The sequence below is a fragment of the Streptomyces sp. NPDC002643 genome (genome assembly GCF_053592555.1).
In genome coordinates this window covers 289,756-311,281 of the sequence record NZ_JBSFVY010000005.1, presented here as the reverse complement: position 1 = coordinate 311,281, position 21,526 = coordinate 289,756, and the positions used below count along the sequence as shown (strand labels likewise).

Genomic DNA, 21,526 nt, shown 5'->3' with positions numbered 1-21,526 from the left:
TGCTCAGCGGCGGCGGCCCCGCCTGCTCACCTTCAGCTCCTCGAAGCGAGGCCCGTCCCCGTCCTGGACGCGCTGCCAGGCCCTGCGGTACAGCTCGGCGTGCGGTTCGGTCGGGACGATCACGCTGAACAGCGGGGTCTCGTCATGCAGTACGTCGCCGAACAGCGGCAGCTTCCACCGCTCCAGCGGCACCCGCGGCGACTTCGGCTCGACCCAGCCGCCCGGCAGGAACAGCGAGCGCGACGCCCTGGTCCGGGTGGCCTCCACGACCAGGTCGGTGGCGGCCAGTTCGGCGCGGGCCGCCTTCATACGGGCCGGCTTCCACCCGGTCCACCGGGCCGTGAGGCGGTCGGTGGGGTCGGGCATCGCGAGGAGCATCAGATAGAGCGTGGCGGCGTCCTCACCGATGCCGTACTCCTTGGCCACCTCGGTCACCAGCTCGGGCACCGAGCGGCCCGGGTCCTGCGGCCACCACACGCCGTCCTTGTCGCGCTCACCGGCCAGAGGTTCGCCCGGATCGGCGAGCAGGGCCGCGAACCGGGGCGAACGGGCCAGCCGCAGCGCCACCTCGGCGGCGAACGGCCGCTGGTCCTCGATGCGCAGCGCGGGCAGATACGGGTCCTGCCCCGCCTCGTCGAGGAGATCGACGCGGACACCCGGGGCCGGGCGGTCGTCGTGCGTGGCCAGGATGACCGCGCCGTACCGCTCGAAGTCCTTGCCGACCTCGGTCGGTGCGCCCGCGACCTTGCGGAACCCGGGCAGGTGGATGTACCGCCCGAAGTCGAGGACCAGGCCGGGGTGGGCCAGCCGCTCGCGCACGGCGGTGAGCGCGGGCGGCAGCGCGGCCCGGACCGGGTCGCCGGCCGGCAGCCGGTGGGCGAGCCAGGCGGCCAGGACCGTCACACCGACCAGGGTGTCCGCCGTGAATCCGGCCGCGTTGTTTCCGACCGGCTTGACCCGGTCGCCGCTGACCGCCCACTCCAGGTCCCGGGTGAGCCGGGGCGCGGCGGCGGGGTCCAGCAGCGCGGGCAGCGCCTCCCGTACCTCCCAGCCGCTGTGCTTGACCGCGCGCACCGCGTCGCCCAGCAGCGCCTCGGGGACGGCGGTCCGCCTGCCGACCCCGCTGTTCCACACCTCGGCCGCGGCAGCGGCGTCCGGGCCCTCGGTCCACAGCCGGGCCGGGTCGGCCGGCAGCAGCGCGGCCACCACCGCGGCCCGGATCTGGCCGTCGACACGGGCCAGTTCGCTCTTGGCGTCGGCGGCCGCGACGGCCTTCACCCCGATGAGACTGCGGGCCTCGGTCGTCAGGAACGTCCGCTCGTACACATCGACGTTCGGCAGACCGGCCACGATCAGCCGGGCCATCGTGTCGGTGACCCCGGTGAGCCGGGCGAACTCCTCGGCCGCCTCCGGGAACCAGGGCGCCGGACCCCGCGCGTCCAGCTCCGCCAGGAACGCACCGAGTCGGCCCGCCTCCATGTCCTCGCCCAGCGGGGACGACGTACGGAGCGTGTACGGCTCGGGGGTCTCGAACCGGCCGGTCGGGTCGTGGAACAAGCCCGTGAACACGCAGCCGTCGTCCGAGTCGTACGTCGACGTGTGCTGCGTGAACGCGATGAAGGCGCCTCCGCCCAGGGGCAGCAGTCCTTGCCACTGACCCTGGCGCCACTCACCCGACGGCGAGCGCAACAGGACCGCGTCCAGATGCAGTTCGACCCTGCGCCACCGCTCGGGCGCGGCGGTTGCGCCCAGGCCCAGGGCCTCGAACTCGCCGAGCAGCGCGCGCAGTGCCGCACGGTGCTCCTCGGAGGTGGTGCCGGCCGTCGCCCTGAACGCCATGGCCTTGGCACGGTCGACCAGCGCGTCCAGCTCCGGCTGTCCGGACGGCAGTCCGGGCCCGTCGAGGTGGAGACGCACCGTCCGTTCCTTGGGCACGGCGGTGCCGCCCGCACCGGCGGCCCGCGCCATCGACCGCAGGGAGCGGAAGACGGTGGTGATCTCCTCGTCGCGGTTCCACCAGTAGCCTCCCACCACGCCGAGCCCGTTGAGCGCGTTGATGAGCACGACATCCGGCACGCCGACCGGACCCTCGTCCTCCAACTCGCCGTCCAGCGCCCGGGTGAGCCGGGCCGACGCCGCGTCGAGGACCGCCTGCTGACCGGCGGCGTACCGGACGACTCCGGCGACACCCGCGACGAGCGCGTCATCGGTGACCGGCAGCAGCGCGCGGATCGCGTCGGGCAGCGCCTTCTTGTCGTCCTGCGCGGCGGCCTTCAGCAGTGCCGCCGAGGTGTCCCGGTCGATACGCCGCAGCGCCTCGGAGCCGACGACGTCACGGGGCGTCATGCACTCCCAGTACTGCACCGGCGGCAGCAGCAGCGTGCCCTCGCCGAAGACACCGGGCGTACGGTCGGTCTTGGCGGTCGCGGTGACGACGCCGTCGGGGTCGACCAGCTCCAGCTGCCAGCCGTTGCGGACCACGGCCACGGCCTGCTCGGCGCCGGGGAACACCACCAGCGCGGAGGGGCGGCCCATGCCCGGCGCCAGGGTGACGGAGTGCCCGGCGAGGTCCTCGGTGCGCCGGGAACCGTCGGGCAGCTCCACCATGCGCAAGCCCACCAGACCGTCCACGGGAGCGGAGGCCGGGGTGGCGCCGGAGGCCGGCGAGATGCCCAGCCAGCCGCCGGCGAAGTCGCTGCCCGCCGGGGCGTCGCGCAGGGCGTCGGCGAGGAACGCGGGCATGCTCATGCGTCCGAACTCACCGGTGGCAGGGTCGTACTCGTACCAGCCGTTCTCCTTCTCCTCCTCGTCCGGACGGTGCCACACCCAGTACGAGACACCGTCGGTGACGATCGGTCGCTCCACGGGGAGCGTGGTGTCCCCGGCGTGCACCACCCCGCCGCCGGTGGCCCGGCCGCCGCCCGGCAGGGGCACGGTGAGGGGGAAGTCGCCGCGGTACCAGTCCATCTGGGTGCCCCGGGTGCTCTGCGGGCCCTCCAGGCTCAGCACGCGGTCGGCACGGGGGTGCCAGTAACCGCGCAGCCCGTCGTTCCGGGTCCGCCAGTACACCAGCAGTTCGCCGTCGACGTGGTGGAAGCCCGGGTCGCCCCAGGTGTCGTTCGCCGGGAGCCGCAGATCGTGAGTGAGGAGGGTGCCCTCGGCGCCGATCACCCGGGCCTGGGCGGCGCCCGCCACGATGAGGTGGGGCCAGGCGTCGGCGACGACGATGTCCTCGACGTCGTTCTTGGGCACGAGGGTGGTGGTGGCGTCCTCCCAGGCGGGCCAGCCCAGTTCGTCGAAGAGACCGGCCTTGAGGGTGCGGCCCAGCACCGGGGCGAGATCGGTGGCCAGGGCGCCGCGCACCTCCTCCTCGGCCAGGACCAGGGCCTCGGCGGGCAGCCACCTCAGCCGGGACAGCGCGTCGGGCAGCTGGGGCAGACCGACGACGGTGAACCGCCGGACGACCTCGCGCACCCACTCCGCCAGCATCGGGCGCCCGCCCGGCGACGCCGCGAGCAGCCGGATCGCCCGCAATCCCTGGGCGTTGTCGCCGAATTGGTCGGCGCCCCGTCGGAACGCCGCGTGGAAGCGGGAGTCGGCGGCGATCGACAGCAGGTCGCGCTGTCCCTCGCCCGAGGCCCACGGCGTGAGCAGCAGCGCGTAGCCCTTCGTGGGGGCGGCCACCGGCACGTCCAGCGACAGCAGCAGATCGAGCAGATCGACATCCGCGGTGATCTTCAACTCGGCGCCCGACGCGGTGAGTTCGGCCCGCAGTACGTCGGCCACCCGCTCCACCAGCGCATACAGCTCCGGCATCCGGTCCGAGGAACGGTAGGACTGCTGGCGGAACTTCAGGAACCGCTCGAACCAGCCCGCCGTACCGTCGCCCGGCCGCTGCTCGGCGGGCAGCGAGGTGTCCCACAACCCGGCCAGGGCACCGGACGCCTCCAGCACGCCCAGCCACAGCGCGGGCATCTCCTTGTCGTGGACCGACGGGACCAGGTCCAGCAGCGTGCCCCGTACCCGGGGTTCACGACCGGCGAGCGCCACCAGGGCCGCACGGTGGCCCTTCCACCAGCCCGCCGCCGCCCGCAGCGTGGCCGGGAGACCCAACAGCTCGGCCAGATAGTCCTGTTCGGCCAGATCCGCGTCCTGCCCGGCCGCGCGGGCGAGCTTGCGCAGATCGTTCGCCATCTGCGCCGACGGCGGCAGACCGCCCGCCGTACGGCGCAGGCACAGCTTGGTGAAGCGCCGCAGCGCCTCCTCGGCCGGCACCCGGCCGGCCAGCTCCTTCACATACGCCGACAGCACCTTCACCGGCAGCGCCCCGGCCAGCGCGAACTCCAGGAACACGGCGTCCAGCCGCTCCTCGTCCACCACCAGCCCGTGCTCGGCCTCCGCCTTGCGGGCGCGGGTGAACAATTGGGCCGCGTACGTGGCGTTCTCCTCGGCGAGGAAGACCCGCCCGGCCTGCTCGTAGAACGTCGGCAGGAAGTGCGGCACCGAGGCCGCGAGCCGGGTGCCCAGCTCCAGATAGGCGTCCATGGCCGCCTTGGGCTTGGACCTCGCCTGCCGGGCCACCTTCTCCAGGTCCGGTACGACACCCAGCGCGTGATGGCCGTCCTCCGGGTGGTGCACCAGCACCCACTCCGGGAAGCCCAGCGACTGGCGCGGCCCGAGCCCCACCACGGCCGGCTCCGCGTCCCGCTCAAGTCCCAGGAACCCGGCGGCCAGATCCTCCGCCGCGCCCAGCTCCCCGGCGACCAGCCGCACCACCACCCGGTCGTCCAGCCCCGGATGACGGTACGCCCGCGCTGTCAGCGGCACCGCGCGCTCACCGGCGCCCTCGGTGTCCGGCGGCAGCACCCCGCCCGCCGTCAGCAACTCCTCGTACGACACCCGCGTCCCCCCGCTCATGCGTTCTTGCCCTCCTCGATCTCGCGCCCCGCGTACAGCGCCGCCGCCATCCGCATCCCCTCCGACCAGGCCACCGGGCCCACCTCGCGCAGCGGTATCGCGCGGCCCTCCGGGTCGTGCCAGGTCAGGGCGCCGGTCTCCACGTCGTCGTCCCAGTACGGCTCACCGATCCACACCGAGGCCTCGACCGCGCCCGCGGGCCCGCCGTCCCGGACGCGGGCCGTGGCGTACCCGCCGGAGACCCGGTAGCCCAGCGAGGAGGCGCGGGCGGCGAGGGCGAAACGGGAGCGGAAGGAGCCGCCGGCGAACTCCTTGACCTCGGTGGCCTTGGCGGCCACGTCGTCCGGGCGGCGCCAGATCGCCCGGTGGATCTGCTCGACCCGCTGCACGATGCCCAGCTCCGCCGCGAACTCCCGTACGTCGTCCAGGTCCGGGAGCAGCACCGGATGCGGGAGCGTCACCGTGCGCGGGGAGAGGCGGACCGTCTCGCCGTCCAGGTTCACGACGCGCAGCTCGCCCGACTCCGTGGCGCCGCGCAGGAAGCCCACCTCGTCCGGGTCGTCACCGACCACCGCGAGGTCGCGCAGCGCCGACTGCCAGGCCTCGTCCGGCCACACCCGGGCCAGCAGGCCGGTGGGCACGGGCAGTGACGACACCATCCAGGCGTCGACCTGGGCGACACAGCTCGCGGCGTGCCGATCCAGCCACTCGGCGAACCGCCGCAGCCGGTCCACCTCCGGATGGTCCTTCAGCGCCTTCGGCAGCGACTTCAACTGCCGCCCCGCCGCACGGCCCGAGGTGGCGCGAACCGCCACCCGCCCCTCCACCAGGGCGACTTCATATCCGTCGCCCGCCGACAGCCAACCCACGTACCCCAGCCCCTCCGCAACAAGAACGCCAAAAGAAAGCACAGTTCAGCCGGGGAGTCCGGCCGCAGTGCGACGATGTGCGGAACGCTAGCGGCTGCCACTGACAATCGGCCCCGGGCCCCCTCCGGATCGGTCCGTCCAAGATGCCGAAACGGCGTCAAACGGGCGCGGGAAGCGATTCCTCCGGCTCGGCAAGCCAATCCAACGGAGATCACCCCCGCATCCGTGGAGCTACGTAACGGACTACGTATTACCGGCCAGTTGTTGTGCGTGCACGTGTCAGCGTCGGATCGCCGAGGGGCGTGACTCTCCGTACGCGCCGGTAGTACCGGCGGGTAGCCGCTCGCCCCCGCCCTGTCATTCGCCCGGCCCCGGTCAGACGAGCGCGGCGGCCATACGGCGTACGCCCTCGGTGATCAGCTCGGGGGAGGTCGCCAGGTTCATCCGGACGAAACCGGCGCCGCCGGTGCCGAAGGAGGGGCCGGAGTTCAGGGCGACCCGGCCGCGGTCCAGGAAGACGGCCGCCGGGTCCTCGCCGAGGCCCAGCTCCCGGCAGTCCAGCCAGGCCAGATAGGTGGCCTCGGCGGGTGTGTACCGCACGGCGGGCAGCCGCTCGGCGAGCAGTGCGGACAGCAGCCGCCGGTTGTCGTCGAGGCCCGCCAGCAGGGCGTCGAGCCACGCGCCGCCCTCCCGCAGCGCGGCGGTGTGGGCGATGACACCGACATGGCTCGGGCCGTGGCCGACCTCCTCCGGAAGGCGGGCCAGATCCTCTGCGGACTCCGGCCCGGCGATCGCGACGGCGGCCTTGAGACCGGCCAGGTTCCACGCCTTGGACGCCGACATCAGCGACAGCCCGCCCTCCCCGCCCGGCACGCTCAGATACGGCACGAACGCCGCACCCGACGCCACGATCGGAGCGTGGATCTCATCGGCGACGACCCGCACACCGTACGCCCGCGACAGCCGCGCCACCTCCGTCAGCTCGGCGGCGGTGTGCAGGGTCCCGGTGGGGTTGTGCGGGCTGCACAGCAAGTACACCGGGCGACTCGAAGCGCCCCCGGCGTACTCCCGACGCGTCCGAGCGTCCCCGTCGCGCTCCGGCCGAACCCTGGCGCCCCCGGCGCGCTCGAACGCGCCCTCCAGCACCGCGAAATCGATCCGCCCGTCCGGGCCGAGCGGAGCCTCCACCACCCGGCGGTCCATGTTCTCGACGAACTGGTAGAACGGCGTGTACACCGGTGAGTTGACGATCACCGGGTCGCCGGGGCCGGAGACCAGCTTGATCATCTCGACGACGCCCAGCATCACGTCCGGGACGATCGCCGTACGCTCCACCACGAGCCCGTCCCAGCCCCACCGCTCACGCGCGAAACCGGCCAGCGCCTCCGCGTAGGCCGTGCCCGCCGGATAGCCGGTGTCCCCGAGCGCCACGGCGTCGGTGATCGCCCGCGCGACCGGCTCGGCCAGGGCCACATCCATCTCGGCGACCCACAGCGGCAGCACATCGGCCGGATACGTCCGCCATTTCATGCTCGTCCGCCGTCGCAACCGCTCCAGGGACAGTTCCCGCAGCGGATCGGCGACAGCGGGGGCGACCATGTCATACGACCTGTGCTCCATACGCCAAGGCTAGGTCGATTCCCCCACGGGCGGCATGCCCATGCCGGACGGAGGGCCCCGGCCAACCCCCGGCCCCGCGGGCGGCCTAGAAACCGCCCTTCTTGAACTCGGACGCCGAACCCGTCGTCGTCGCCGTGACGTTGTAGCGGTCCCCGCCCGCGTCACGGCGGCCCTGGGAGTGGTTGTACTGGAACTTGAAGGTGTAGGTGCCGGGGCCGATGGTGGTGCCCGACTTCAGGGTGACGACGTACGCCAGCTGACCGCTGTCCGCCGCCGAGGACACCGAGACCTTGTCGCCGAGGCTGCTCCAGACGCCGGTGCTGGAGACACCGCCGGTCTGGTCGATGCTGACGACGACCTTGAGCGCGGTCAGGGACTCGGTGGTCCTCACCGTGACCGTGCTCTGGTCCCAGTAGTCGTTGGTGTCGGAGTCGACGCTGCCGTCGGTCCACAGGAACCCGGTCGTCGACTGCGTACCGCTGTTCTCGGAGGTCGTGCTCCGCTCCTCCTGGCCGCCGGTCGAGCCGGAGGAGCCGGTCGCATCGCCGGTGGAGTCGGACGCGCCGGACGTCGGGTCGGAGTCGGGCGTGGCCTCGCCCCCCGCACCCGCATCCGCGCCCGTCCCGGCTCCCGAACCGGACCCGGCCGCCCCGCCGGACACCGGGACGTAGACGACGTCGGGGCCCTCCTCGCCCCCCTCCTTCTCCTGCGGCGAGGGGGAGGCCGACGCCTTCTCGGTGTCACCGGGGGTGGCCTTCGCCTTCGGGACCTCGTCGGCGGCCGTGGTGACCTTCTCGGCGGAGTCGGAACTCCAGTCGACGGCGGCGACGGCCGCGGCGGAGCCGGTGATCACCAGTGCCGCCGCGGCGGACGCGCCGACCGCCTTCCAGACCCGGCGGCCGGGCAGGAAGCCCCGGAGCGGAGTGCGTGCCTTGCGGGCGAACAGATCGGCGAACTCGCCGTCGCTGCGGGCGCCGTCCCGGCCGTTCGGGCGAGCGGGTGTCTGCGGCATGGAGTGGGTCCTCACGGGGTCGTCGGGTGGGAAGAGGCTTGCGGTGCGGGGGAAAAAGAGGGGGGAGAGGGGCTGCCTGGTCACAGGGACTCCGGGATGTCCTCCGGTTTGAGCGTCATCACGTCGGACTCCGAGGCATCCGGCAGTTCGGCCACGCGGTACGCCTGGCGTTCCGTCATGGCCTGGAACAGCTGGCGTGCCGTACGGCCGTTGCCGAAGCCGCGGTCGCGGGGCATCGCGTCGAAGCGCGTGCCGAGCGCCTCGCGGGCGTCCGGTGTCAGCTCGTACTGGTGCTGCGCGGCCTGGTGCTCGACGATGCTGACCAGTTCGGCGCTGCCGTAGTCCTCGAAGAGGAGAGTGCGGTTGAAGCGGGAGGCCAGACCGGGGTTGGAGCGGACGAAGACCTCCATCTCCTTGAGGTATCCGGCCACGATCACCACCACGTCGTCGCGGTGGTCCTCCATCAGCTTCAGCAGGGTGGCGATCGCCTCCTGGCCGAAGTCGTTGGACCCGGCGTACTGGGTGAGCGAGTACGCCTCGTCGATGAACAGCACACCGCCCCGGGCCTGTTGGAAGACCCGGCTGGTCTTGGGCCCGGTGTGGCCGACGTACTCGCCGACCAGGGCGGAGCGGTCCGCCTCGACGAGGTGGCCGCGCTCCAGCAGTCCGACGGCGGCGAGGATGCGGCCGTAGAGGCGGGCGATCGTGGTCTTGCCGGTGCCCGGGTTGCCGGTGAAGACGAGGTGGCGGCTGAGCGGGGGCGGGGCCAGGCCCATCTCCTCGCGGCGGCGCACCATCTGCATCAGCTTGACCAGCGACGAGACGTCGTTCTTGACGCGCTCCAGACCGGCGAGGCCCTGGAGTTCGGCGAGCAGGTCCTCCAGGTTGTCCTCGGGCGGCGCCTCGGTCTCCCGCGCGGTGGTCCCGGCTCCACCCGAGGTCTCCGGGCCCCCGGCGGCCGACAGGGCCTGTTCGGCGCCGGTCGGCAGGGACGGGTTCTTCACATCGCGGGACACACAGTCGTCGAACACCGGGCGGGCGCCCTTCTCCAGCGCCACGTCCTCCTCGGAGTGCCGGACCAGACAGCCGCGCAGCACGGGCGCACCGCCCGCCGAGACATGCAGGGCGGGGAAGGCCGAACCGTCGGTGCCGGCGCCGGTGAAGACGCAGTCCTCGAACGTGCCGCGGGCCTTCTCACCCACGAACAGGCTGTTCTTGCCGGTCCTGGCCACCGTCACGGCCCGCACCCGGGGTTCGGCGCGCGGGCCCACGACCACGCCGGAGCCCGCCGCGTCCCGGACCACGCAGCCCTCGACGCTCGGTGTGGCCCGCTCACCGATGACCAGGCCGGCCGTGCCGGTCCCGCTGATCCGGCAGTCCCGCAGCACCGGAGCGGTATCGGTGCCGCAGGAGATCCCTGCCCGTTCGGCGCCGACCACGTCGCACTCCTCCAGGACCACCGTCCCGGACGACTCGGTGGTGATCCCGGCCCGCCCGCGCGTCACGGACAGCCCGCGCATCCGCGCCTCGGCCGCCCCGTCGATCCGCACCCCGGACAGCCCGCAGTCCGAGATCCGGCCGCCCTCCACGGTGAGCCCGGCCCGGTCGGTGGCCCGGACGCCGTGCTCGGCGGTGGAGCCGATCCGGCACGCGGTGAGCGTCACCCGGGAGTCGTCGCAGGCGTGCACCGCGCTGAACGAGCACTCCGTCATGTCGCTGGAGTCCATGCGCACCTCGCTGCGGTCACCCGCCAGCAGCCCGTTCGCCCGGCTGCCCGTCACCGAGGAGCCCTCCGCGGACAGCCGGGCCGTGCCCCGGGCCACCAGACCCGAGCCGTGCGCCCCGTCCACCTGGCAGTCCACCAGCTCGGCCCGGCTCTCGCCGTCCGCGCTCACCCCGGGCCCCGAACCGTCCCGCAACCGGCAGTTCAGCAACAGCACATCCCCGGCACCGGAGACCGCGACCCCGTCCCCGCCGGTACGCGACACCTCGCAGCGGGCGAGCACCACCCCGCCCTCGGCGGACTCCCGGTCGGCCGGGGGCACCTCGGGCCGCGCCGAACTGCCCAGCACCCGGACGCCCTCGGCGGCCGTCTCCTCCACCCGGCAGTCCAGCGCGGCGACGGACGCGTCGTCCTCCACCAGCAGCCCACTGCGCCCGGGACCGGAGATCCGGCACTCGCGCAGCACCGCGCGGGCGCCGCCCCGGACCCGGACCCCGGACCCGGTCACCCGTCGTACGGTCAGCTCATGGGCCTCGGCGCGGGCCCGGGAGCCGACGACGACACCCGTGCCCTCCACGTCCTCGACGACGACCCGCGTCAGCCGTGCCGACCTGGTGGTGTTCAGGTGCACGGCCGCCAGCTCGGCGCCCGTGACCCGGCAGTCCGTCAGGGCGAGCGAGGAGTCGCCGCCCGCCTCGACCCGCCCGCCGGAGACCTCGCAGCCGTCCAGTTCCAGATCCCCGGCGTCCACCAGCACGGCGGGCAGCCCCGGGTCCTGCCCGATCAGGGCGAGGCCCTCGACGCGCACGTCCCGGGCGGCGACCTCCAGCACCGGGCGGCCGGGGGAGGCCGCCAGCAGCCGTACGGTGTGGAGCGGGCCCTCCTCCGGCAGCAGCCGCACCGTACGGTCGACGACCACGTGTTCGACGTACTCGCCGGGGGCGATATGGATCTCGTCGCCGTCGCGGGCGGCGCGCAGGGCCGACGCGATGCTGCGATGGGCGCCGCGTCCCTTGGGGGCGACCCGGTGCACGGTGGCGGTGGGGGTCACAAAAGCTCCGTTCCGTCGGGGAGGGCGGCCGGGTCGATGGTGAGCGGCTGCGGGGTCGTGGGTGCCGGGGTCGGCGTGGTGGGTGTCGTGGGTGCGGTGGGTGTGCCGCTCGTGGACGGGAAGGCGCGGGCCGGCACGATGTTGGCGCCCTGGTTGTTGATCTGCCAGTTGAGAACGCCCGCGCCCAGCGACTCGGCGGCCTGCCAGATCAGCTCGCCGGGGCCGCCCCGGTGGAAGATCCTGGAACCCGCCTTGGCGTGCCAGGCGTAGCGCAGAAGACCGCTGGTGACACCCGTGAACGCCGAACCCGCCGCACCCCACGCACCGGCCTCCAACGCTTCGAGACCGGTGCGCTTCTCGCCGCCCACCCCGAACACGGCCGCGTTGACGGCGTTGTTGACGAAACCGGTGAGGACACCGACGCCCAGGCCGTTGAAGAAGTCGTAGGAACCGGAGCGCCAGCGGGTGGGGTTCTCGTACACGGTCCACTCGCCGGCCCAGTCGTCGCTGGAGGCGAGGGGATGGCGGTGCCAGTCCTGGCCCTGGTCGAGGTTGGTCAGACCGTACTTGAGGTAGCCGAGGCGCGTGGTGTCGTACAGGACGTTGACGCCGACGCGGATACCGCCGCCGATGGCGCCGTTGAGCGCCGCCCGCTGCAGGGCGACCGTCGGGTCGAACTTGGTGTTGCCGAGATCCGCGACGATGGCGGACACGGCCATGCTGGTGCCGAACTCGATGAGATAGCCCATGGTGAAGTCGGTGACGGCCTTGCGGATCTGGTGCCGCCACATCGGCATGGCCTTCGAGGCGCCGTCCTCGACGCCGGTCCAGATCTCGTGGAACACATCGCGGAACTCACGGTTGAAGCCGCGCAGTTCGGTGGTGTAGCCCCGGAAGTCGACCTCGCGTCCGATGAGCTTCCAGCTGCGGTGCCCGTCCAGACCGACCTCGCCGCCGACCTTGGGCAGGCTGCTGATCTCGGGCAGCTTGGCGATGTCGAAGTTCGACCAGCGGCCGAAGGCGTCGGTGGCCCAGACCCGTCCGGCGATGGTGCGCTGCGCCACCAGCCGGCCGTCCTGGTACTCCCGCCACTGGTTCCAGATCGACTCCGACTCCCGGAACCGGCCCTCGACGCCCTCCACCGGATCGCGGCGGCGGACGACCTTGCCCATGTCGAACTCCTGCCAGACCTCCCGGTTCACGGTGGCCGACACATCGGGCTCGAAGTGCCGCGCGGACCGCGAGAGGAGATCGGACAGGGTGATCCGGCCGGTCTCCGCGGGCGGCGGGACGACCCGCTCGTTCACCGTGTACGAGAACTCACGCACCCGGCCGCCGTCGCGGAACCGTACGACATCGGTGCCGATGTGGTCGCTCCAGCGGCCCTTGGCGAGGTCCTGGTAGGTGCGGATGCCCTTGGAATCGACCGTGCCGTCCGCCTTGACCTTCTGCCAGGACCAGGTGCCGTCCGCCTCCCGGGTGGCGTCGACCCAGACGGTGCCGTCATCGGTGGCGTTGCGTTCCCGGATCGCGTCGCCCCGCCGGCCGCCGGGCAGCCGCTCGAAGTCGATGAACGAGTCGTCCCATGTACGGGTGTGCACCAGTGAGCCACGGTTCTGCACCCGGATGCCCTCCGTGACCTCCCCGTCCGGCCCGGTGGCCTTCCATGTCCACTCGCTCTTGCGGGGGTTGCCATGGGACTCGATGTACAGATCGCCCCAGTGGTCGCGGCGGCCGGTGATCTGGAGCTGGGTGTTCTTGTCCACCCACACCCCGGACGTGTCGTCGGCGCCGATGCCGCGCGCCGGATTCTCACCGAGGTACTCACGCGTCCCCGTGCCCTGCGAGCGCAGCGACAGCAGCTCGTTGCCGTCCGCGTCCTTGAACACATCCACGAATCCGCCGTCGCCGGAGACATACCGAGTGCCGGTGGTGCCGCTCTTGGTGTCCAGCCACGGCAGCTCGTACGACTCGGCCGTGCCGTTCCACTTCGGGGCCGGGGCCCACTGCTTGGGGTCGGCGGTATTGCGGCCCACCTCGATGACGTGGCCGTTCTCCAGGGTGCGGTGCTCACGGACGATCCGGCCGAACTGGTCGACGTCCTGCCAGCCGCGGTTCGCGTGCGAGGCCAGCCGGACACCGCGCAGTCTGGCGCCGTCGGCGGCGGTCTCCGTCCATGTGGACACCGTGAACTGGCCGTCGCCGCCGACGAAGTTCTTGAAGAAGCCGTCGAACCGGCCGTGGCCGGCCCTCGGGTACCAGACGGCCGCCGGGAGACGCTGGTCGGAGATCCGGGAGACATGCAGCGTGCTGCCGTTCGACAACCGCTCCGTCTCCTCGCTGATCTCCTCGATGAAGTCGTTCGGCTTGTTGTTCGGGCCGATGGCGTTGTGTGTCACCGGGTCCGTGCGCATCCCGCCGGGGGCGGGGCCGGACAGTATCGGGTCCTCCATGTACTGCCGGGAGCCGTGGTAGCCGTTCAACGGCCAGATGTCGCCACGCTGCTGGGCCACGGTCCGCTGTCCGGTCGCCGGGTCGAGATAGCTGTCCTTGAAGCCGATCCGGGTCCACGTCCAGTCACGGGTGCCGTGCAGCACCTCCGTGCCGTCCATGTCGAACCGCGTCCAGGCCCAGTTGCCCTCGGCGTTCTTCTCCGCCCGGATCAGCCCGCCGTCGAGGGACTTGGTGTACGTCCGTACGTCGAGGACGTCCATCGGGGCCCAGCGGTACGACAGCGTGTCGTGGTAGGTGCGGCGGTCGCCGTCGAAGATGCGCTCCCCGGACCGCAGTTTGTTCCCGGCCTCGTCGAACTCGGTCCAGCGGGCCCGGCCGTACTGGTCCAGGTCGACATGGAGGACATGGCCGTTGCCCAGGACCTCCCGTTCGAACAGCGTCACCTTGCCCTCACCGACCAGCTTGTACTGGCCGGTGGCGGACTTCGCCGGCTTGGCCGTGTCGAAGCGGCTGGTGAGCGGCGTACCCGAGTCGTCGATCCGCACGGCTGTGCCGCCCGCGTGGTCGATCTTCCAGTACTGGCCGTTGACCTTGCCGCCCTTGACCCGTACGGCGACGGTCTCCTCCACCAGCTTGCCCGCCGGGTCGAACACCGCCCGCTCCAGGGGCTGGGCGCCCTTGCCGGTGGGGACGAGGGCGACCTTGCCGTTGTCGAGCATCTCCACACGGAAACCGGGCAGTTGGTGACCCGCCGAGTTCAGCACCCGGGGAGCACCGGCCGCTTCGAAGCGCAGGACGCCCCGGTCGCCGGGGAGTTCGACGTCCCGGAAGGCGTGCACGCCCTCGGGGCCGTAGTGCCAGTGGGTCGTGCCGGCCTCGTCGGTGAGGGTGAGACCGCCACGCGGTTCGGTGCTCGGGGCGACCGTGAAGAGGTCGTCGGCGGGGCGGGCGCCGACGAAGTCGACGTCGGTGGGCGTCCACGCGCCGCCGTCCACCGAGCGGCCGGTCACGCCCAGCTTCAGTCCGTCCAGGTCGGCCGGGCCACCGCGCAGGAACACCTCCTGATGGACGAGCCCGCGGTTCGCGTCGAAGCCGAGGGTGATGTCCGAGGGGTTGTGGTGCACCGTGAAGCGGCTGCCGCCGGGGCCGCCGTGCGGGGTCTGGGTGACCGTGAAGTCGCCGAGGACACGGCCCGTCGGGGTCGGGGACCGGAGGTCTTCGAGACGGGTCGCGAGCGGGAGGTCCAGATAGTCGTTGAGGGCGCCCATGGCCCCTCGCCGCAGGCCCAGCCGGGCCTGCTCGGTCATCTCCCGCAGCTGGTCGCCGAGCAGATCGGGGCGCAGCCCGAGCCGGTCGAGCGAGGCGTTCGCGTCGTCCATGAGCCGCCGCACACCCGGCAGGTCCAGCCCTTGGAAGATCTGTGAGTCGGGCGCGGCGTGCAGGAAGTCCATGGCACCGGCGATACCGGACATGTCCGCCGGGGCGCCCTCGGGCACCGTGCGCAGCCCCGACGCCTCGTCGAGCGTACGGCCGAACATGTCGGAGAGTTCGGCGTTGCTCAGGGCGTCGTCCAGGGCCTCGTGCTCCGGGATGGAACCGATCGGGAAGCGCTCGCCCAGATCGCCGCCGAAGTCACCGAGTTCGTCCAGCCGTACAGGTGGTGTGTCGGCGCCCTCGGTGAAGCGGAGGAGACCGGAGCCGTCCTCGGCCGGGAGATCGCGGAAGGCGAGGCGGCCGGTGTGGTCGAAGTGGAAGCGTGAGCCGGTGATGCTGTCGGTGAGGGTGAACCCGCCGGGCAGTCGCCCGGACAGCGTGTTGTCCAGTCCGGTGAACCGGATGGAGCCGGTGGTGCCCGGAGGGCCGACCACATCGACCCCGACCCGCCGGGTGCCGTCCCCCAGCGGTGTGATCGTCACATTCAGCCGCATTCCCTGCGGCAGCCCGTCGTAGGCGAGCGCGGTGTGTCGCCCGAGGAAGCCGCCGTCCGGCCCGAACGTGAACCGGGTGGTGCCGGTCGGGTCGATGACGGCGAACCGGCCGCTGTCGTCCAGCAGTTCCACGGTGAAGTCCGAGGCACGCACCGGTCCCGTCCCGCCGGGGGTGCGGTCGGTCAGTTCGAGCCGGTACGAGCCCTGCGGCGCCTCGTCGGTCGCCGGGAGGCGCGTCACCCGTAGGTCGAAGTCGGCCAGGTCGTCCACCCCGGACAGCGGCACCTGGAACGGCTCGTCCGCGCCCCGGGGCCCTCCGTCCATCTGCCGGACGTTGTCCAGACGCGCCCGGAGGGCGTCCAGTTCGGTGTCCGACAGGTCGCCGAGTTCCGAGAGGGCGTCGGTGCGTGGCGGTGAGTCGGTGGTCCAGAGACGGTTCAGATCGTCGGGTGACACGGGCTGGGTCAGGTTGCTCCAGAGGTCGTCGACGAGCGCCCGCTCCGCCGGGCCGAGACCGTCCAGGCCCGGGAGGGCGTTCGTACGCGGAGCGTCAGGGCCCGTGAGGCGGCCCAGGTCGTCGAGGGGGCCGCGTACTCCGCCGCCCGCCTCGTCGAGCGTACGGTCGAAGATCCGCGCCAGGTCGCCGAGATCGCCGCCGAAGTCTCCGAGGTCGCCGAGGTCGCCGAGTTCATCGAGGCGGACCGGTGGGGTGCCGGGGGCCGCGTCCTCGGTGAAGCGGAGGAAGCCGGAGCCGTCGTGGGCCGGGATGTCCCGGATCGCGAGGCGGCCGTCGGCGGCGAAGTGGAAGCGGGCGCCGGTGACGGTGTCGGTGACCGTGAAGCCGCCCGGCAGCCGCCCGCCGAGCGAGCCGTCCATCGGACCGAGACGGAAGGAACCGGTGAGGTTGGCCGGGCCGGTGAGTTCGAGGACCCTCGTCGTGGTGCCGCCCGTTCCGGGGGTGACCGTCACCTTGACGCCGAGGCCGGCGGGGCCGTCGAGGCCCGGGAGGGTGAGCGGGAGCTCCTGCCCGCGCAGGGTGCCACCGGGTTCGAACCGCCACACCCCGGTGAGGCCGTCCATGTCCGGTATGGGGGCCCGTACGGTCAGCTCGGTGAGCGTGTGGGTGGCGTCCCGGACCGGTGTGAGCGTCGCGCCCTGGACCGGCAGCCCGTCGGGGCCGACCACCCTGGGCATCGGGTTCAGGGCGTCGTCGGTGAAGCGCAGTGCCAAGTCGGTGCCGTTCAGGGGCAGTTCCCGGTACTCCAGATGACCCAGCGCGTCGAACTGCCAGCGCACCCCGCCCCGCGTGCCCGACACGCCGACCCCGCCGCCCTCGCGAAGGGTGACGTTCACGTTCTCCAGCCGTACCGGGCCGCCGGGGGCGCCGAAGTCCACCACGTCGATCCGGAACGACGCCGGCGCGAGATCGGTCGCCGGGAACTCCGTCACCTGGAGCCGCAGATCCGTCAGCTCGTCCGCGCCGGACAGCGGCATCCCGTCGAACCGGGACGGATTGACGGGAACCGGGGCGCCGTCGATGACATTCGCCGTGAACCGGGTGTCGAATCCGGCGGTCCCCGGCGTCAGATCCGTACGCGGCAGATCGGGCAGGGAGAGCCGGTTGAGCGAGCCCACCTCGCCGAGGTCGCCGACGCGGCCGAGATCGCCGACATCGCCAAGGTCACCGAGCCGGCCCAAGTCGCCGAGGTGGCCCGAATCACCGAGCCGGCCGAGGCTCCCGAGGTCGCTGAGGTCGCTCAAGTCGCCCAGGGCCGAGGGCAGGCTCACCGTCGAGTCCGGCGTGGCCGACCCGGACACATCCAGCCGTATCGACGGCGTCCCGTCCACCGGAAGGTCCACGAACCGGCCACCCCGGTCGAACACGAACCGCGTCCCGGTCGCCGTGTCGGTCACCGAGAAGCCGCCCGGCAGCCGCTGCGCGAGATCCCCGTCCAGACGTACGACATTGAAGGCGCCGTCGCCGAGCCCCGGTACGGCCAGCCGGAAGGTCGACGACTGGGCGCCGCCCGGCAGTTGCGTGAACGTGGTGGTGAGCCGGGACCCGGTCAGCTGGCCGGTCGGGATGCCGGACAGGACCAGCTGCTCCGAGAGCCGCGTACCGTCCAGGTCGAAGCGGGCCATCCAGGTGCCGTCGAGTGACCGCACCCGCACACCCGTGACCACGCCCAGCGCGCCCCTGACCGGCTCGATCGTCGCACCGCCGGGCAGCGGCACCCCGTCCTGGCCGACGATGCGGGGCAGCGATCCCGGCCCGGTGTCGGCGTCGAAGCGTACGAAGGTGTCGCCGTCCGGGATGCGGATGTCGGTGAACTGCCGGACCTCGCCGGTGTCGAACACCAGCCGGATGTCCCCGGCCTGGTCGGTGAACTGGAACCCGCCGTTCTCCAGCGGGGTCCGCTGCCACTCCGTACGGAAGCCGGTCACCCCGGCGAAATCCGCGGGGTCCACGACCACGGTGTCGGTCCGGGGCGCGGGCGCGTCGAAGCGGTCGAACCGGAAGTCGTCCGAGAGATAGCCGAGATCGTCCAGCCCGCTTCCGAGGTCGTCCAGGGAGCCGGCCCTGCTGAGGGAGCCGAGGTCGTTCAGTGAGCCGGCGTCGTCGAACGCCCTGGTCCCGCCCAGGTCGAGCTGGTCCAGCAGCCGCAACTGGTCGTCCAGGGACAGGCCCTGGAAGTCGAGCGCGCTGATGCCCGAGGTGCCCTCCCCGGCGCCCCCCAGATCCACCACCTTCAGCTCGGGGAAGGGGTTCTCGCCCCGGAAGTTGGGGTTGGGGACCCACTCAAGGAGGTTATTCTGCGCGTCCATCCGGTACGCGCCCCGGATGAACTCGGGGGCGATACCGCCGGGGAAGGCGATCTCGTTCTCCGAGGCCCAGCCCGAGGCCCGCCAGGCGTCCGGGCCCATGGAGCGCTCGAAGGTCTTGCCGACGTCGATACCGCCGGAGGCCTCGATCTCGAACTTGAAGATGCCGTCCCAGAGGAGGTTCTGGTCGGTGGTCGTGCTGACGAACGCGGACGGCTGGCCGGTGCGGACCATGACCTCCAGGTTGGTCTCCAGCGGTTCGCGGACGGTGAACCCCTCGCGGAAGATCTGGTCCAGGGGCCGCTTGCCGCCGATGCGCCACAGTGTCTCGTCGGTCGTCCGCCAGACCGGGGCCGGATCGATGGCCTGGATGTCGACGGACCGGTCGGCGGCGAAGGCCAGCCGGTCCGGCCGTCCGTCGGCACCGAACCGGGTGACGATCCCCTCGGGGGTGGTGACGGTGAAGGCGCCGTCCACCATCCGCACCTCGACGTCGGGGACGATCCCGGCGTCCGTCCGGAGCACCCAGCTGACGTTCTGCCCCGGCTGCATGGTGATCCACTGACCGGTGGGCCGCCCCAGGTCGTCCAGGAGCCGCAGTTCACCGGTGGGCAGTCCGGCCGCCGGGCCGTCTATGCGGGTCATCATCACCGTGATGTCCCGGCGGACGGTGTCCAGGTTCATCCCCAGCCGGTCGAACGCGATCCGGGACTGGTTGAAGTCGAGTTTGGCGGCGCTCAGGTCCAGCTCGGCCTGGGCGCGGCTCAGCGGCGGTACGTCGGCCAGTTCACTCAGCTCGCCGAGTTTGCGTCCGGCGGTGTCCAGCTGGAACTGGGCGGACTGGGTGCGCAGCCAGGTCTGGAAGCGCTCGGTGGCGAGCTTGCCGGTGGCGCCGCCGGTGACGATGTCCCGCAGGGTCAGCGCGGTGAACGGCTTGGTGGCCGGGGGAGTGGCGACGTCCGTGCGGATCGGGCCGAGACCGAGCAGGTCGCGGGCGGTGCGGGAGCCGTCGCCGGTGTCGGGGAGCAGCCGGGTGAGGTCGTCGAGTTTGATCCCCAGGTCGTCCAGGCCCTTGGTGCCGTTGGCCGTGCTCCAGGTGGGCACCTTGGGGTCGGCGGGGCCGAGGACGTCGATCTTCACCCCGTCCTTCAACCGGACTCGGACATCGACCGGATCGGTCTTCCCGATGCGCAGGACCACCCCGTCCGGGGTGACCCTGACCAGGTCGATCTCACCGTCCATGATCTGCCGCACCTGGGTCTCGGTCAGTCCGCCGAGCCTGCCGTCGAGGCTCAGCTCGGCCAGGTCGTCGAGGGGTTTGAGCAGCCCGGTCGAGGTGCGTTCCATACCGGTGAGGGTGTCGAGGTCGCGCAGTTCGTCGAGTGCGGTGGGCGGCGGCAACAGGTCGTCGCCGACACGGCCGTTCATGGGGTCGAGGACGCGCAGGCGTTCGTTCACCGGGCTGGGGAAGCCGAGGCGCTGTCCACCTGGGACCGTACCGACCGGCAGGCCCACCGTGTCGAGGCCGTTCAGGGTGTCGAGACGTACGCCCATGTCGTCGAGGCGGCCCGGCATCCGGACGGGGTTCGTGCCGGGCAGCGAACTGAAGCCCGGTGCACGGGTCGTCGTCGGCGGTGTCACCGAGATGTCGGCCAGCTCGTCGAGGGTGTCGTTGAACTCCGGGGTGCCGGGCACGGCGAGCCTGTCGGAGCCGGTGCCGTCGAAGGGACGCGGCGTGCCGCCCCGGTCGAGGTTCCGGCCCGGCATCTCCATGAGGTCCCCGGCCAGGGAGCCCGTCCGGGTGAGGGTGCGGGTGCCCTTCGAGGTGAAGCTCATCCCCCGGCTGATGAACCCCATGCGGGCCGCGCCCCGGTAACCGAACCGGGCGATCTCCGAGTACCGCATCGGCAGCAGCGCCGAGGTCGTGAGCCGGCCCAGGCTCATGATCGTGAAGACGCCGATCTTCGTGGCCATGTTGCCGGTGATGAACGCCGTCGACTGGTAGAAGTCGCGGCTCAGCGCGGACCAGCCCTGCCGGAACGAACTGCGGGCGAAGCGGCCCATGTACCGCAGGGTCGACCCCACCAGCGAGGGCGCCTTCGACAGCATCCGGGGCAGCGCCATGAAGCCGCTGCCGGCCCGATTGGCCAGCCCTCCGCCGAACCTGACCAGCCCCTGCCCGGCCAGGGACAGCAGCCGGCCGGGGGAGGACATCAGCATTCTGCCGCCCCGGAACAGCAGCCGCCCGCTGGCGGAGAGGGCGCCGCCGAGGGCCTTCGTACCCGCCGAAGCCATCCGGGCCAGCCCGCCGATGGTGGTGAGGCCCTTCGTCGAGGGGAACAGGATGCCGAGGAAGGCGAGGCCCAGGCTGAGGGCGTTGCCGTTGCCCATGGCGTAGTCGACGAGGGCCTTGGCGAAGAGCACCGCGCCCAGTCCGAAGGCCACCAGGCCGAGCGGGCCGCCGATGACGGCGGCGACGAGGGTGATGACCAGCGCGACGATCTCCAGCACCTTGAAGAACGTCGACACGAACCGCTTCCAGAAGCTCTTCTTCGGCTTCTTCACGGGCCTCGACACCAGCCGGGACGCCTCGTGCAGCGCGTCCTCCAGGATCTTGGCCTCCGCCTGGATGGCGTCCGTCTCCGCGTCCACCTCGCCCCGGGCACGGGTCAGCTCCGGATCGTTCTCGGGCAGCGGTTCACCGCCCACCCGCTCCAGCGCGGCCACGGTGTCCGCGGCGTTCTCGGCGCGGTCCTGGGAGTCGCCGAGGGCGCGGGCATAGCGGGCCGTGGCGTTGGCGGCCATGTCGAACGAGCGGTTGATGTTCGCCATGAACGTCTTCAGCTCGTCCTTGACGTACGTCCGCAGCGCGTCCGCCGTACGCCCCTCGAAGCCGCCGTCCTCGGCCTTGGTCAGCAGGGTGTCGAGGCCGCCGCTGACCCGTCCGGCGAGGTCGGCGAGGTCACGCAGCTCCTTGGTGATGTTCTCGATGACGCCCGGATTCCCGGTCACCGGGTTACCAGTGAATCCGACTCTGCTCCACTCGTCGGAGGTGGCCAACGAATCCTCCACGCGGTCCGGGACTTGGGGTACCGAATGCAGACGTTCCCAGAGGGCTTGAGAGTTCAA

General features: G+C 72.1%; 6 protein-coding genes. All 6 read right to left on the bottom strand.

Features of this window, described 5'->3' with window-relative positions; all coding sequences use genetic code 11:
* Positions 1-3 precede the first annotated feature (3 nt).
* The 6 genes from ACWD4G_RS10225 to ACWD4G_RS10200 all read right to left on the bottom strand — a co-directional run bounded on the left by ACWD4G_RS10225 (position 4) and on the right by ACWD4G_RS10200 (position 21,409).
* Positions 4-4,917 carry a DNA-binding protein gene (locus ACWD4G_RS10225; RefSeq protein WP_451292145.1) on the bottom strand — a complete coding sequence of 1,638 codons (4,914 nt, stop codon included), beginning with the start codon at positions 4,915-4,917 and terminating at the stop codon, positions 4-6.
* The gene (locus ACWD4G_RS10220; protein ID WP_451292143.1) at positions 4,914-5,786 is read right to left on the bottom strand and encodes a DUF4132 domain-containing protein; all 873 of its coding nucleotides are present in this window, start codon (positions 5,784-5,786) and stop codon (positions 4,914-4,916) included. Before ACWD4G_RS10220 ends, ACWD4G_RS10225 begins: the two co-directional genes overlap by 4 nt.
* A gap of 375 nt (positions 5,787-6,161) precedes the next feature.
* Positions 6,162-7,406, bottom strand: a complete 1,245-nt coding sequence (locus tag ACWD4G_RS10215) for a MalY/PatB family protein (RefSeq protein WP_451292141.1) — start codon at positions 7,404-7,406, stop codon at positions 6,162-6,164.
* A gap of 85 nt (positions 7,407-7,491) precedes the next feature.
* Complete coding sequence (locus ACWD4G_RS10210) at positions 7,492-8,418, bottom strand: hypothetical protein (RefSeq protein ID WP_451292140.1); 927 nt, start codon at positions 8,416-8,418, stop codon at positions 7,492-7,494.
* A gap of 80 nt (positions 8,419-8,498) precedes the next feature.
* Positions 8,499-11,192, bottom strand: coding sequence for a right-handed parallel beta-helix repeat-containing protein (locus ACWD4G_RS10205; protein ID WP_451292138.1), 2,694 nt, complete (start codon positions 11,190-11,192; stop codon positions 8,499-8,501).
* On the bottom strand, positions 11,189-21,409 hold the full coding sequence (locus ACWD4G_RS10200; RefSeq protein WP_451292136.1) for a scabin-related ADP-ribosyltransferase: 10,221 nt from the start codon (positions 21,407-21,409) through the stop codon (positions 11,189-11,191). Before ACWD4G_RS10200 ends, ACWD4G_RS10205 begins: the two co-directional genes overlap by 4 nt.
* Positions 21,410-21,526 lie beyond the last annotated feature (117 nt).

Bases quoted from the DNA above. Each gene is read 5' to 3' on its own strand.
- ACWD4G_RS10225 (WP_451292145.1), bottom strand. From the start codon at position 4,917: ATGAGCGGGGGGACGCGGGTGTCGTACGAGGAGTTGCTGACGGCGGGC.
- ACWD4G_RS10215 (WP_451292141.1), bottom strand. From the start codon at position 7,406: ATGGAGCACAGGTCGTATGACATGGTCGCCCCCGCTGTCGCCGATCCG.
- ACWD4G_RS10210 (WP_451292140.1), bottom strand. From the start codon at position 8,418: ATGCCGCAGACACCCGCTCGCCCGAACGGCCGGGACGGCGCCCGCAGC.